We start from the raw sequence: 13,147 nt of genomic DNA, 5'->3' as shown, positions 1-13,147 counted from the left end.
ATGGTGAATCATAACTCATATCCTGACGCATTTATTGATAAGGGTTTTCCCGATAGCAAATCATTTTGCACTCAATTTCTTTATAGTCCCGAATTTAGTCTTTATGCACTTAAATCTCTAGCTGTCAAAGGTAAAAGTCTTCCTAAATATGAGCTTGCTTCTCGGCTAGCAGAGTTAATTGAAAATGACACCCTTCGGGCAGAAGAGGTTATGCGTTCTTTTGTAACACAACCTCGTAAATTTCTGAGTTTTAAATTGGGTTCCTATAAAAAACTGCCAGAATTACGATCAGCTAATAATTTACTAACAGAGTGCTGTGATGATGGCTGGCATGGCCCGATTACCAACCCAAGTAAAAGCATTGCTTGGTATATACGAACGAAGAAAATACCGTTTTATGAGCGCGGCGTTTATCAATCCCAAACAACATCAGAAAATGGTGGCGAGAGGCAGGTTAGTTCAACAGCATCTTATTCAATTCGTTGGACTGTCATCGCGGAAGTTGCACCGCATTATATTGCTTTATCGTGGAATAATTTTAGCTATAACGTCCAAGATCGTGATTCATCAACACAATTTCAGTATTGGAATTTTATTCCTAGTTTTTTTGATGAAATTTCAGAAAAACTCAATGCTCATTGGGAGTACCCACTGCTTGATGATTTAGTACTTCAAAAGATTTGGGATAAATATCTTCTCGATCCTCATTATATTTGGCAGCACTTAAGAATTCGGGCCGATAAAAAAGGGGTTGCTTTAAATGCTCATAGTACGGGAAAATATGATAAAAAGACGATGAGGGGCTTACAGGCTTTATCACATCAATTGGCTCTCACAGCATTGGATTCTCTTAATGTAGATGCAACACCAGAAAATATTAATAATGTTGAAAGTTCCTTACTTAGAACGTTAATTAAAGAATGGGGAACAAAATCATATGAATTTAGTTTAGATAAAGGATATGAAGAGGATAAATGCAAAAATCAAGGGATTTTTCGTGCCCACTTTTATTTTGCTAATGGAGTTAGTTCCTCTCCTCAAGATTCGTTTAGACATTTGAATTGTTTTATCAATAATTATGGAGGAAGTTCGCAAGCATTACAGTTTCTTCTTTCTGAATTAGGCTACTGAGGTCATAATTATGGCTAATTTAGTGTGTGACGATAGATTACCTTTTCTTTCAGATCGCCATAAGTCCATCTTAAGCGAATTTTTTAGCCTGCCTAATCAAACAGCACAGCCACGCGAATTAGCGATTAAACTTGCCATTGAATATCCCAAGGTAGTAGCAATTTTTGCAGTTTTAGCTGCTGATGGTTATTCAGAAAATCAACTTTTAATCTATCATCACTGTGCGGAAACTTTTGTTGACAGTCTCCCGCTTCGTGATGGGATGCCACAATTACCTTACGTCTGTCCTTATTGCGAAGTTACTCTCTATAACTATGATGAGTTAAAATTTGACGTTATGACAGAAACTCAAACATCCATTTGCTTTATTTAAATTATTCAAGCAATTTATTAAAAACTTGACCATGTTAATTCACTCCCCAGAAAGTATTGAAGAAGCAAACAAGATGATCACCCTTGCGTTAAACTTTTTAGATAAAAATAGTCGTGACTCAGAAGAACTTATTAACTGGGCATACACTCCTAATCCTCAGATTTCATCCTACTTAACACAACTCAAAACCCACTTACAAATTGTTAGACCAACAAGAGAACAAAAACAGCAGGCAGGCTATTTACTAGAAAAAATTCTCGTGCTTGCATTTCAAGGATTACCAGGGTTATCTGAGATTAAAAACTATCAATCAGGCAGTCATCAATATGATCTGCTTGTTAGCGGAGATGATGAATTATGGAACATTGTTTGTGATAGGCTGTATCTGAAAAAATCTCAAGATAATCAGAATTGTCGTGGTATTCTTATTGAAGCTAAAGCTATTGGAGAATCAGTTTCTAGCGCACAATTTGCTCGTTTGTGCAGTATGATAAACCTGAATTTTTGTGACACAGTTGGATTGGGAGTATTTTTTACCATACAAGGAGCATCAGGTTTTCCTCGACGTGGAGACAGACGTTTTCGCTGTATTAAGGATGCTCGTTTATGTCAAGTCATTTTTAAAGCTAAAAGTGGAAAAAATATTGTTGTTCTCGATAAAGATGACATATTTGAGCTTGATAAGAATGGTTCTTTAATTAAAATATTGATAAGAAAAATAAAAGAGATTGAAGAGTTGAGTGGTCTAGCTACAACATCAGTAGATGAACCTATTGATGTTGATTTGCCTAATCACCTAAAAGATTTAATTTAACTTTTTTCTGTATTATAGAGATTATTCCTCTATTTTATAGCAGCCCAAAAACTGGTTTAGAAATCAGCATTTTTCTAGAGTTTTATCCCTATGCATCGAACAAATTATTGAAGATTGGTTGCCGGGAAATAGCATCAGGTAAAACCTTATCTTTAATTTAATCACCAATACCAACAACATATTTTTAAATTGCTAATGAATACTCCAATCTGGCTCAACGATCAATTAATTACTCAAAAAGCTAAAGAATTTGCCAATAATCTTAAACAGGCAATTCAAAAAGTGAAGAATGAGGAGGATATTAAAATTGCAACAGAGTTACAAATTCAACAGGTAGCAAAGGACGTTGATATTGAGTTAGAGGCTAAATATGAATTTACGGTCGCCAAAACAAAAGGCCGTATCGATTCAGCCTATGACCGTGTTTTTATTGAATATAAAAATCCTAATAGCAAAGGCGATCGCCGAATCCAAATATAGAATTAGGGGTTATAACATAGATAAAAATGTGATCGAAGTAATTGTTAAACTTAGCCCAACAGGAAAAATTGTTATCATTACAGTATATGCTCTCTAAAAAATCAGAGGATTCCATGACTCAATGTGATATTTGCGGCCAAGAAGGCATCACCCTGCGGTATATCTCACGCAGTTATGGCAAAGGGGATAACCTATTGGTGATTGAAAATATTCCAATGCTAAGTTGTTCTCATTGTGGCGAAAGCTATCTAACGGCTCAAACACTCCATGAAATTAATAATATCAAAAAACATCGTCAAACCTTAGCTGTTCAAAAAACAGTTGAAGTTGCAAGCCTGGTTTAAAAGTCAAAAATCGTTGTCAACATTAATGAAAATGCGAACAATAACTGTCTTATCTGGCAATAAAATTGAGATTCAAACCCCCAATCTTAATGTTGATCAATCCGTAGAAATTGTTGTTCTGATTCCCGACTCTTCTCAAGCTGAACTTTCCCTAGAAGAACGTATTACTTTTTTAAAATTACCCCTGTCCGAACGACAAAAAATCTTAAAAGAACAAGCTAAATCAATGGTTAATCACGATCAAGAAAACTCTGAATGGAAAGAACTATTAACAAATGACATCATTGACTATTAAGATTGACCGCCTTAATCAAAAGCGATCGCTTTTCATTGGCGAACTCCTCGCCTGACACCATCAAGTAGCATTAAATCCCATTCACTTTATTAACTGGACAGTGGGAAGTTCTCGAGGCGTGTAAGTGGAGAAAAGAAAATCGGACATCCGATACAAAAGAGTGCCGTTATGTCCGAAACTGGCTGATATAAGAAAATCGATAGCCAGTGCTATCTATCAATTATGCAACTATGTCAGCGACTAGAGCAAATCCTCAATAATCTCCGTCCAGCCTTTAGCCGAGAAGCAACGTTCCAATGGTTTATCCTGTTAGTCTGGGGAGTAGTGCTCAACAGCCAACCCAGCGCAATAACTAGCTATGTCAATGCCATTGGCTTAACAGAGAGCTACTACAATCAGGCTCTACATTGGTTTGATTCCAAGGCGTTTAGGGTCGAAGGACTAACTTTACAATGGTCAAAGTGGCTAAGTCAGCATGAAAGTCTATACAGAATTAAAGGGAAACGGGTGTATGTGGGTGATGGCATCAAAGTGGGGAAAGAAGGACGCAAGATGCCAGGTGTAAAACGACTACACCAAGAATCGGAAGATGTGTCCAAGCCAGAGTGGATAAGGGGTCATTACTTCAATGCCTTGAGTATTTTGGTGGGAGTAGGGAAAGCCTGCTTTGCCTTGCCCTTAGTGTTGCGGCTAGACGATGGCATCAAGTCCAAAGCAACCGAGAAGGGGGAGGGAAAAGGCAAAAAAAAGGTGAAGACGAGCCTGGTGACAAAAATGGCTGACCTTTGTGTTACTTACGCAGAGGCAGGGAGTTATGTAATTTTGGATGCTTATTTTGCTTGCGAACCAGTGCTCAAAAGTTTTCGCCAGAACGCCTTGCATCTAATCACAAGAGTGCGTTGCTCCACCGTCGCCTATGCCCCCTTTTGTTCCGTGCCGACGCTGACGGGGAGAGGACGACCACGGATTTGGGGGAGTTCGATAAAACTAGAAAAGCTGTTCGCTCTGGCGGCGGACTTTCCGACAGCTAAAGTCTGGCTCTATGGTCAACAAGTCACGGTTTCTTATCAGTGCTTTGAGTTCCACTGGGATAGTCCCCATCAGCTCGTCAAGTTTGTTCTGACCCAATTGCCTAACGGACGACGACTGATTCTGCTTTCTACTGATCTCTGTTTGACTGGACCTGAGATTATTGCCGCTTACGGTCTCCGATTTAAGATTGAAGTCACTTTTCGTCAATTAGTCCATCTTTTGGGCAGCTTTGCCTATCGTTTTTGGCTTAAGAGTCTTCCTACTTTACCTACCTGGCCCAGCAATCTTATCCTCAGTGACTATCCACAAGCTGTTCAGACTCAGATTTTAAACAAGGTAGAAGCCTTTGAGCGTTTTGTTAACCTTAATGCCATTGCTTTAGGGCTACTTCAAATTCTCGCCTTAGAGTTACCCCAGGGGATTTGGGCTAATTTTCCTCGATGGTTTCGGACATTACCATCCCATGGCTACCCTAGTGAACGGATTGCTCAACTAGCCCTTCAACATCAAGCCCAAATGATTTTTCCTCAAAGTCCACCCAGTCTGCTTTTGCCTAAATTCCTTACCGCTAAACTTGCCTCTTCCCCAAGCCCTGATATGCTTACTTTCGTCGCATAGTCATTACCTTATCTGGCATCCATAAACTTCCCACTGTCCAGTTTATTAAAAAATGTAAACTTTGTCATTCAAACAAAGAAAGTGGTAAAATTGGCAGGTCTTAAAACATTGTAATCAGTCATACGGTTCCATGAAGAAGCTGCTTGAGGGACTCCAAAAATTTCGAACGGGCTATTTTAGTAGCCATCGCGCCCTGTTTGAGGAACTGTCTCACGGTCAGCATCCCCGTATTTTATTCATTGCCTGCTCTGATTCACGGGTTGATCCAAACCTGATTACCCAGGCAGATGTGGGAGATCTCTTTGTAATTCGTAATGCGGGTAATATTATTCCACCCTACGGAGCCGCCAATGGTGGGGAAGGAGCCTCTATTGAATATGCGATTGAAGCCTTGGGAATCGAACAAGTGATCGTTTGTGGTCACTCTCATTGCGGGGCGATGAAAGGCTTATTAAAGCTCAATACTCTACAGGAAAAAATGCCCCTCGTCTATGACTGGCTTAAACACGCAGAGGCAACCCGCCGCTTGGTGAAGGAAAATTATAGCCACTACGAAGGTGAAGAATTAATCGAAATTACCGTCGCCGAAAATGTACTTACCCAACTAGAAAATTTACAGACCTATCCGATTATTCGCTCTAAACTTCGCAACGGTAAATTGAGTTTGCATGGTTGGATTTATCGCATTGAGGCCGGAGAAGTGCTTGCCTATGATGGCATTCTTCATGATTTTGTCCCGCCTCAAAGTCGTCTCCCGTCGCCAGAACCGGAATATAATCTGCATCCCAGTTGTCCTCTCTTTCACCAAGTACCTTTTACTGTGTCCGGTGGGGAAAATTTAGCGCAGTTTCCTGCCCGCGAAGTCAATGACAGCCATACTAGCAATGGGAATGGGGTTAAGACTTCTCATTTACCTGGCTATGGCCATTTACCCTCAGAACAGGCCGATCGCATCTATCGTGGTTCCCATTAAAAACTGATCAATATCAATGAAGACCCATTCTGGAAAGAGCCGATTTTCTGAGACAAGTTACAATGAGGAACGGAAAATCATTCACAATGGTCAGATCAATGCAAATTCGTGGGACAGATCACTCACAATTAACCTGGTTAGGTGATGCTCTAGCCTTAGCTTTTTTTGAAAATGCCGTCGAAATCACGGAAGAATTAACCGAATTAGATGAGCGATTAGAGGGAACGCTGCAAGAACTGATCACGGAGACTGCTTTTACTGGCAAAGCAGGCCAGAAGGTGGTGACGCGGGTTGGCTCAAAAACCCCGATTCGGAAACTCATATTAGTCGGTTTAGGAAAAATTGAAAGCTTTAAGCGAGAAACTGTAACCCTGGCGGCGGCAGCGATCGCCCGTTTAGCCAAACAAGAAAAGGTTAAAACCCTGGGCATTGATTTACCGCTAGTGGAGCAGGATGCCAGTCAAACGGCGGCGGCCATCAGTGAGGGCATTTGGTTAGCACTTCACCAAGATCAGCGTTTTAAATCTGAACAAAAAGAAGAACAGGCCCTGAAGTTAGAAACCGTTGAATTACTAGGCTTAGGAGAACAGGTCAAGGCGATCGCCGAAGCTGAGAAAATTTGTTCAGGGGTAATTTTAGCCAGGGAATTAGTTGCTGCCCCAGCCAATGCCTTGACTGCGATCACGATGGCAGAAACAGCCCAACAATTGGCAACGGAATACGGACTTGAATTAAAAATTTTGGAAGCGAGTGACTGTGAAGCTCTGGGCATGGGAGCTTTTCTGGGAGTAGCCAAAGCCTCGGAATTACCGCCTAAATTTATTCATCTCACCTATCGCCCTGCCAATCCCCAAGCAAAAGTGGCGATCGTGGGTAAAAGTTTGACCTTTGATTCGGGCGGTTTAAATATCAAGGGGGCTGGCAGTGGTATTGAAACCATGAAAACCGATATGGGCGGTGGAGCCGCTACCCTAGGGGCAGCCAAAGCGATAGCCCAATTAAAACCCTCGGTGGAAGTCCACTTTATCTGTGCTGCCACAGAAAATATGATTAGTGGTAAAGCCATGCGCCCTGGTGATGTTCTCACTGCATCTAACGGCAAAACCATTGAGGTCAATAATACGGATGCGGAAGGTCGTCTTACCCTCGCCGATGCCCTGGTCTATGCGGAAAAATTAGAAGTTGAGGCGATCGTGGATCTGGCTACCTTAACGGGAGCCTGTGTAGTTGCCCTGGGAGATGACATTGGAGGGCTATGGAGTCCAGATGAAGCGTTAATGAACCAGCTACAAACAGCCGCAGCGATCGCGGGGGAAAAATTCTGGCCCATGCCCATGGAGGAAAAATACTTTGAAGGCTTGAAATCCTCCATTGCCGATATGAAGAATACGGGGCCTCGTGCTGGGGGTTCCATTACCGCCGCCCTTTTTCTTAAGCAATTTATTGAGAAAACACCCTGGGCCCATCTAGACATTGCTGGCCCTGTCTGGACAGATAAGGACAATGGTGTCCATAGTGCCGGTGCCACGGGTTTTCCAGTGCGAACATTGGTGCAGTGGGTGGTTAGTCAGTCTCACTGATGACCTGATGGAGAAGACTTTGGTGTTCTGGAATCAACGATGACCTAACAACCGATCCCGCAAACTTTGGATGCGATCGCGGAATTTGGCCGCCGTTTCAAACTCTAACTTTTTGGCGGCCTCTTTCATTTGTAGTTCTAATTGTTGAATTAACTCAGGAATTTGTTCTAGGGAAAGGTCATCTGCCTGTTCACAGACCTGTTCTAACTGTTGGGAATTGAGCCGCCGAGAAATATCCAAAAAATTGAGAATAGAATTATTGGCACGGCTTTGAATGGGTTGGGGCGTAATGCCATGCTGTTCGTTATAGGCCTGTTGAATCTTACGTCGTCGTTCCGTTTCCGCGATCGCGCTACTCATACTCTTGGTTAAATTATCTCCATACAAAATCGCTTGACCACGCACATGACGGGCTGCCCGACCAATGGTTTGAATCAGCGATCGCTCGGCTCGCAAAAAACCTTCCTTATCTGCATCTAAAATAGCCACTAGGGAAACTTCGGGCAAATCTAAGCCTTCCCGTAATAAATTCACTCCAATTAAAACATCAAATTCTCCATTTCTAAGAGATTGCAAGATTTCAATACGTTGAATGGATTGAATCTCTGAGTGGAGATACTGAACTTTAATCGCTCGTTCTTGAAAATATTCGGTTAAATCTTCCGCCATGCGTTTAGTGAGGGTGGTAATTAAAACCCGCTCCTGTCGTTGTACCCTGGCTTGAATTTCACTATAGAGATCATCTACCTGTCCCAAGGTTGGACGCACAAAAATTTCAGGATCAAGGACTCCGGTGGGTCGAATAATTTGCTCCACAATATTATCCCCAGACTGTTCTAATTCCCAATTACCTGGTGTGGCGGAAACAAAAATACATTGATTCACCTTTGTCCAAAATTCCTCCGCTTTTAAAGGACGATTATCAGCCGCACTGGGAAGACGAAAGCCATGATCAATTAACACTTTTTTTCTGGCTTGATCACCGTTATACATCCCGCGCAATTGGGGAATGCTAACGTGGGATTCATCAATGACCAGTAACCAATCGTTGGGAAAATAATCAATTAAACATTCGGGCGGTTCTCCGGCATTACGTCCGGCTAAATAACGAGAATAATTTTCCACACCATTGCAATAGCCCACTTCGCGCAACATTTCTAAATCGTAACGGGTTCGTTGACTTAATCGTTGAGCTTCTAATAGTTGGTTGTTTTTTTCTAATCTTTCCACCTGTTCTTTTAATTCATGTTCAATCTGGAAACAAGCCGTTTCTAGCTGTTCTTCTGGAGTAACAAAGTGACGAGCGGGATAAATATTGAGTTGATTAAGGCTCTGTAAAATCGCACCACTGACGGGATCCAGATAGCGAATAGCTTCAATTTCATCACCAAAAAATTCAACGCGAATAATGCGATCTTCATAGGCTGGGACAATCTCTAAAACATCCCCTTTTAAACGGAAGCGACCCCGTTGCAAGTCCAGATCATTGCGACTATATTGAACATTAACTAAATTCCGAATTAGCTGGCGCGGATCTTGTTCTTGTCCCACCTGTAACGGCACGGCTGCTTTTAAATATTCGGCGGGCATCCCTAAGCCGTAGATACAACTAATAGACGCAACAACAATGACATCTCGACGTTCAAACAGCGATCGCGTTGCTGAGTGACGTAACATATCAATTTCTTCATTAATGGCAGCCGTTTTTTCAATATAGGTATCCGTGACCGGAATATAGGCTTCGGGTTGATAGTAATCGTAATAACTAATAAAATATTCCACGGCATTCTCAGGGAAAAATTGCCGTAATTCATTGCAGAGTTGGGCTGCTAGGGTTTTATTATGGGCCAGTACTAAAGTGGGACGACCGAGCTTCTCAATCACGGCGGCGATCGCAAAGGTTTTCCCTGTTCCCGTTGCCCCTAGGAGGGTTTGAAAGCGATGCTTGGCCTGAAGAGACTGGATAAGAGCGGCGATCGCCTTAGGTTGATCCCCAGTGGGTTGAAAAGGCGAGTGCAGTTGGAAAAGATCAGAAGTCATGGAAGCTAAGGAGCGATAGTCTGGGATAATAAGGCATATTACAGATCTCTATCTTGAGAATTTATCAACGGTTCAACAATAGGTGTATCTTTAATATCTTAGAAGTGATTTTTAAATAATGCCGAAGGTGGCCCGTCCGCCCCTGGGCAAAAAGACTTAATTTACTGTGCTAACCCAAGGAGACTAAAAACAATGACAGTGGAAAAGCTGGAGACAACTTCACCCTCGGCGGAAACCGAAGAAAAAGACGCACCGAAAACAGCAGCCAGAGGTAGAAAGCCAAAGGATGAAAAAGAAGTAATGGCTCTGTCTTTACCAGAGAAATCTGGTGGTCTGCGTTTCCTGAAGAATGAGTCAGGCTTGCCGAGTAATCGCCCCATTGAAGCGAGTCACTTGAAAGTGGTTAGTACTTATAACGCCGTTGGCAGTTCTCGCCCCATCACCGCTAGTGGCATGGAAGTGAGCAGTACCTTAAGTATTTCTGGCAATCGTCCTATTCAAATTAGTCACCTGAATATTAGTGAAACCTATTCGGTTATGGGCAATCGTCCTGTTGCCTCTAATGAAATTGATGATCCGGCTATCTTAATGAGTTATTTAGATTAATTCTTTAACCAACTAATCCGTTCAAAAACCTCGTTCTAAAATTCATTCTGGGCGGGGTTTTTAGCTATTTTTGCTTAATTCACAGAAAAAATTTACAAAAAAAGGCGAGCTTTAGCCCACCCTTAGACAATTCAACATCAGTCCAAAATTTATTCTGCTGCCACGGGGTAAACGCTTACCTTGCGACGACTTTGGGTTTTGTACTCGAATTTGACAATGCCATCAATGAGAGAAAAGAGCGTATCATCGCTACCCCGTCCCACATTTTCACCAGGATGAACTCTAGTTCCCCGTTGACGAATGATGATATTGCCGGCTTTGACAACTTGACCACCGTAGCGTTTAACTCCTAACCGTTTAGAATTGGAGTCCCGACCGTTGCGGGTACTCCCTGTTCCTTTCTTATGAGCCATCGTTAGTTACTCCTAATTAATAAAAAATGAATTAATCTTCATCGGATTCAACTAAATCTTCATCGGATTCAACTAAATCTTCATCAAAGGTAAGGGATTCTTCCGGTGAAACTAATACAGGTTTTTTGAGATCCTCTTCTGAGATAGTGGCGATCGCCGTTCCATCAATACTAATGGATTTAATCAGTAAACGGGTTAATTCCTGACGATGCCCCCGTTTTTTACGGGTTTTCTTTTTCGGACGCATTTTATAAACGATAATCTTGCGACCCCGACGATGGAAAAGAATTTCTCCTTCCACCGTTGCTCCAGCAACAAATGGCTGACCGACGGTGATTTGGCTATCGTTATTGACTAACAACACTTTATCGATCACATAACTAGCTTCGGGTTCTCCTTCGAGGTGATTGAGATCATAAAAACGACCTGGTTCCACTCTGAGTTGGGTTCCCCCGGCTTCAATAATGGCGTAACTCATGATTTTTCTGGTTAATTTGCCGTACAGGTATCCGCGAGGCTACTTACCTTGGATTTGGTAGATAATGAGGTCTGAACCTGATCCGAGCAAGGCATTAGACACACGATCTCTAATTATCGTTGCCAGCCGTTGTTCTTGTCAAGATTTCAGGTCGGGCTCACAGGGCGAACGCATCTAAAAATGATACAGATACAAGAACATTATAGAGGGATGGATAAGGGAAAATAAGGGAAAGTGCATAGAAAACAAAAGCGATGAAACTCCGACCCAAATATAGACTGGTAGAACACTTTGCCGAAATAGATGACCCTCGCATCGAACGAACAAAACGGCATAAACTCATTGATATTCTAACGATTGCCATCTTAGCCGTTATTTGTGGAGCAGAAGGTTGGGTAGCCATGGAAAGTTTCGGCAAGGCTAAACATCAATGGCTAAAAAAAATTTTGGAATTGCCGAATGGCATCCCCTCCGACGATACGTTTGCGCGTGTATTTGCTAGTCTGAACCCAGAGCAATTTCAAGACTGTTTTCTGCATTGGGTCAAAAGTATAGCGGAGGTAAGTGAAGGGTGAAGGGGGGTGTGACCTTTAGTTGATGAAGGAAAAGAAAAGTGTTAACATGGGATGAAAAGTGACAAAGAGGAAACAATGATGACAGCAAAACTAATTAATGTAGAGGGTTCAAAGATAAAAATAGAACTAACATTAGAACTCAGTCGTTCAATGTTGGATACAGAAATAAATATTCAAAAAGGCTTAAACGAAGTAGGTTGCATCGCCAGCAAAGAAGCCTTGAAATATTTAGATACAGATGGTTCACCCTTAAAAATCGGTGAAGAAATCTGGAAGAGTAAGGGAGAGCAACCGAAAGAATATCAAACACCTTATGGTGAGGTTATAGTGAATCGTCATGTATATCAGCGTTCACCTTTGAGGAAAAACGTATTGCCCCTTAGAAAGAGAAGCAAGGATAATCATAACATCAACGCCATTATTGGCAAAACAGGTATCCTCAAAAATGTCAGGGATGGCAGGCAAAGAGGTGAAAAATGATTTATTAGAAAATCATGGTAGAAAAGTAGCGCTATCCTATATCCAAAGATTGAGTGAAGCAGTAGGAAGTGTGGTACAGGCAAAAGAAGAAGCGTGGAGTTATGCCCCGCCCAAGGAGGATAGCCAAATTGCAACAGTGGGAATAGGATTAGATGGAACCTGTATGCTGATGTGTGAGGATGGCTACCGTGAAGCAATGGTGGGAACCGTTTCCCTATACGATAGTGAAGGCGAACGTCAACCTACAATCTATCTAGGTGCGGCACCAGAGTATGGAAAAAAGAGTTTTCTAGAAAGATTAGAAAGAGAAATTGAGCGAGCGAAAAACCGTTATCCAGAGGCAACATTGGTCGGGATAGCAGACGGGGCAGAATCAAATTGGAAGTTTTTAGAAAAGCAAACGGAAGAACAGATATTAGATTTCTATCATGCCTCTGGTTACTTAGGTGCCTTGGCAGAAGCGTTGCATCCGAATACCGTGTCAAAACAAAAAGAATGGTTGACTGAAAATTGTCGAGAACTCAAGCATGAAAAAGGAAAAGCAGGAGAACTGCTAAATCTGATGAAAGAAGTCAAAGAAGAAAAAAGTCATTCTAAGAATCTTACCGAGAAACTACAAGCGGCGATTACTTATTACGAGAATCATCAGCATCAAATGGATTATGCTGAATACATAGAGAAAAAGTATCCGATTGGTTCAGGTGTTATGGAAGCAGCTTGTAAGACGTTGGTCAAACAACGATTATGTTGTTCAGGGATGCGATGGAAGGAAAAAGGAGCAGGAATTATTTTGAGCCTACGAGCTTTGGTATTGACCAAGGAACGATGGAGTCAATTTTGGGCAAAACTTGATCAATATGGGTTCCCTGTAGAACCCTGATTACAACAGCTTTTATCAACTAAAGGTCGCACCCG

13 protein-coding genes and 2 pseudogenes are annotated in these 13,147 nt (G+C 41.8%); 12 read left to right on the top strand and 3 right to left on the bottom strand.

Translation table 11 applies throughout. The features are described from left to right. The 9 genes from KA717_20675 (at position 1) to KA717_20635 (ending at position 7,640) form a co-directional block, all read left to right on the top strand. The gene (locus KA717_20675; protein UXE58479.1) at positions 1 to 1,131 is read left to right on the top strand and encodes a hypothetical protein; all 1,131 of its coding nucleotides are present in this window, start codon (positions 1 to 3) and stop codon (positions 1,129 to 1,131) included. A gap of 10 nt (positions 1,132 to 1,141) precedes the next feature. Continuing rightward, complete coding sequence (locus tag KA717_20670) at positions 1,142 to 1,504, top strand: hypothetical protein (protein ID UXE58478.1); 363 nt, start codon at positions 1,142 to 1,144, stop codon at positions 1,502 to 1,504. Positions 1,505 to 1,535: 31 nt separating this feature from the next. After that, a complete protein-coding gene (locus KA717_20665) occupies positions 1,536 to 2,318 on the top strand; it encodes a hypothetical protein (GenBank protein UXE58477.1) in 783 nt (260 codons plus the stop codon). A 195-nt stretch (positions 2,319 to 2,513) separates the two neighbouring features. Next, positions 2,514 to 2,798 carry a hypothetical protein gene (locus KA717_20660; protein UXE58476.1) on the top strand — a complete coding sequence of 95 codons (285 nt, stop codon included), beginning with the start codon at positions 2,514 to 2,516 and terminating at the stop codon, positions 2,796 to 2,798. A gap of 113 nt (positions 2,799 to 2,911) precedes the next feature. Then, on the top strand, positions 2,912 to 3,142 hold the full coding sequence (locus KA717_20655; protein ID UXE58475.1) for a type II toxin-antitoxin system MqsA family antitoxin: 231 nt from the start codon (positions 2,912 to 2,914) through the stop codon (positions 3,140 to 3,142). 31 nt (positions 3,143 to 3,173) lie between these two features. Beyond that, a complete protein-coding gene (locus tag KA717_20650) occupies positions 3,174 to 3,437 on the top strand; it encodes a hypothetical protein (GenBank protein UXE58474.1) in 264 nt (87 codons plus the stop codon). A gap of 222 nt (positions 3,438 to 3,659) precedes the next feature. After that, positions 3,660 to 5,087, top strand: coding sequence for a transposase (locus KA717_20645; GenBank protein UXE58473.1), 1,428 nt, complete (start codon positions 3,660 to 3,662; stop codon positions 5,085 to 5,087). Between the two features lie 130 nt (positions 5,088 to 5,217). Further along, positions 5,218 to 6,060 (top strand): carbonic anhydrase, encoded by an 843-nt coding sequence (locus KA717_20640; GenBank protein UXE58472.1) that lies wholly within the window; start codon positions 5,218 to 5,220, stop codon positions 6,058 to 6,060. A gap of 98 nt (positions 6,061 to 6,158) precedes the next feature. Further along, a complete protein-coding gene (locus tag KA717_20635; GenBank protein UXE58471.1) occupies positions 6,159 to 7,640 on the top strand; it encodes a leucyl aminopeptidase in 1,482 nt (493 codons plus the stop codon). Between the two features lie 33 nt (positions 7,641 to 7,673). On the opposite strand, the gene uvrB is transcribed toward KA717_20635, so the two are convergent. Next, positions 7,674 to 9,680: an excinuclease ABC subunit B gene (gene uvrB / locus KA717_20630; protein ID UXE58470.1), complete on the bottom strand. Its 2,007-nt coding sequence runs from the start codon at positions 9,678 to 9,680 to the stop codon at positions 7,674 to 7,676. A gap of 192 nt (positions 9,681 to 9,872) precedes the next feature. On the opposite strand from uvrB, the gene KA717_20625 reads away from it, so the two are divergent. Then, positions 9,873 to 10,286, top strand: coding sequence for a hypothetical protein (locus KA717_20625; GenBank protein ID UXE58469.1), 414 nt, complete (start codon positions 9,873 to 9,875; stop codon positions 10,284 to 10,286). 149 nt (positions 10,287 to 10,435) lie between these two features. Here the strand turns inward: KA717_20625 and rpmA are convergent, their stop codons facing one another. Together rpmA and rplU are read right to left on the bottom strand one after the other, a co-directional pair. Then, positions 10,436 to 10,699, bottom strand: a complete 264-nt coding sequence (gene rpmA, locus KA717_20620; GenBank protein ID UXE58468.1) for a 50S ribosomal protein L27 — start codon at positions 10,697 to 10,699, stop codon at positions 10,436 to 10,438. A 31-nt stretch (positions 10,700 to 10,730) separates the two neighbouring features. Further along, positions 10,731 to 11,177, bottom strand: a complete 447-nt coding sequence (gene rplU, locus KA717_20615; protein UXE58467.1) for a 50S ribosomal protein L21 — start codon at positions 11,175 to 11,177, stop codon at positions 10,731 to 10,733. A gap of 254 nt (positions 11,178 to 11,431) precedes the next feature. On the opposite strand from rplU, the pseudogene KA717_20610 reads away from it, so the two are divergent. Continuing rightward, positions 11,432 to 11,749, top strand: a pseudogene (locus KA717_20610) (ISAs1 family transposase). An 81-nt stretch (positions 11,750 to 11,830) separates the two neighbouring features. After that, positions 11,831 to 13,112 (top strand): annotated as a pseudogene (locus KA717_20605) (ISKra4 family transposase). Positions 13,113 to 13,147 lie beyond the last annotated feature (35 nt).

Source organism: Woronichinia naegeliana WA131, from assembly GCA_025370055.1.
Taxonomy (GTDB): domain Bacteria; phylum Cyanobacteriota; class Cyanobacteriia; order Cyanobacteriales; family Microcystaceae; genus Woronichinia; species Woronichinia naegeliana.
Note: the sequence above shows the minus strand (reverse complement) of the source record. Positions and strands in the feature narration are given on the sequence as shown.

What these genes read in the sequence shown, in the direction of transcription:
- KA717_20675 (UXE58479.1), top strand. Translation starts at nt 1, where the DNA reads ATGGTGAATCATAACTCATATCCTGACGCATTTATTGATAAGGGTTTT.
- KA717_20670 (UXE58478.1), top strand. Translation starts at nt 1,142, where the DNA reads ATGGCTAATTTAGTGTGTGACGATAGATTACCTTTTCTTTCAGATCGC.
- KA717_20665 (UXE58477.1), top strand. Translation starts at nt 1,536, where the DNA reads ATGTTAATTCACTCCCCAGAAAGTATTGAAGAAGCAAACAAGATGATC.
- KA717_20660 (UXE58476.1), top strand. Translation starts at nt 2,514, where the DNA reads ATGAATACTCCAATCTGGCTCAACGATCAATTAATTACTCAAAAAGCT.
- KA717_20655 (UXE58475.1), top strand. Translation starts at nt 2,912, where the DNA reads ATGACTCAATGTGATATTTGCGGCCAAGAAGGCATCACCCTGCGGTAT.
- KA717_20650 (UXE58474.1), top strand. Translation starts at nt 3,174, where the DNA reads ATGCGAACAATAACTGTCTTATCTGGCAATAAAATTGAGATTCAAACC.
- KA717_20645 (UXE58473.1), top strand. Translation starts at nt 3,660, where the DNA reads ATGCAACTATGTCAGCGACTAGAGCAAATCCTCAATAATCTCCGTCCA.
- KA717_20640 (UXE58472.1), top strand. Translation starts at nt 5,218, where the DNA reads ATGAAGAAGCTGCTTGAGGGACTCCAAAAATTTCGAACGGGCTATTTT.
- KA717_20635 (UXE58471.1), top strand. Translation starts at nt 6,159, where the DNA reads ATGCAAATTCGTGGGACAGATCACTCACAATTAACCTGGTTAGGTGAT.
- uvrB (UXE58470.1), bottom strand. Translation starts at nt 9,680, where the DNA reads ATGACTTCTGATCTTTTCCAACTGCACTCGCCTTTTCAACCCACTGGG.
- KA717_20625 (UXE58469.1), top strand. Translation starts at nt 9,873, where the DNA reads ATGACAGTGGAAAAGCTGGAGACAACTTCACCCTCGGCGGAAACCGAA.
- rpmA (UXE58468.1), bottom strand. Translation starts at nt 10,699, where the DNA reads ATGGCTCATAAGAAAGGAACAGGGAGTACCCGCAACGGTCGGGACTCC.
- rplU (UXE58467.1), bottom strand. Translation starts at nt 11,177, where the DNA reads ATGAGTTACGCCATTATTGAAGCCGGGGGAACCCAACTCAGAGTGGAA.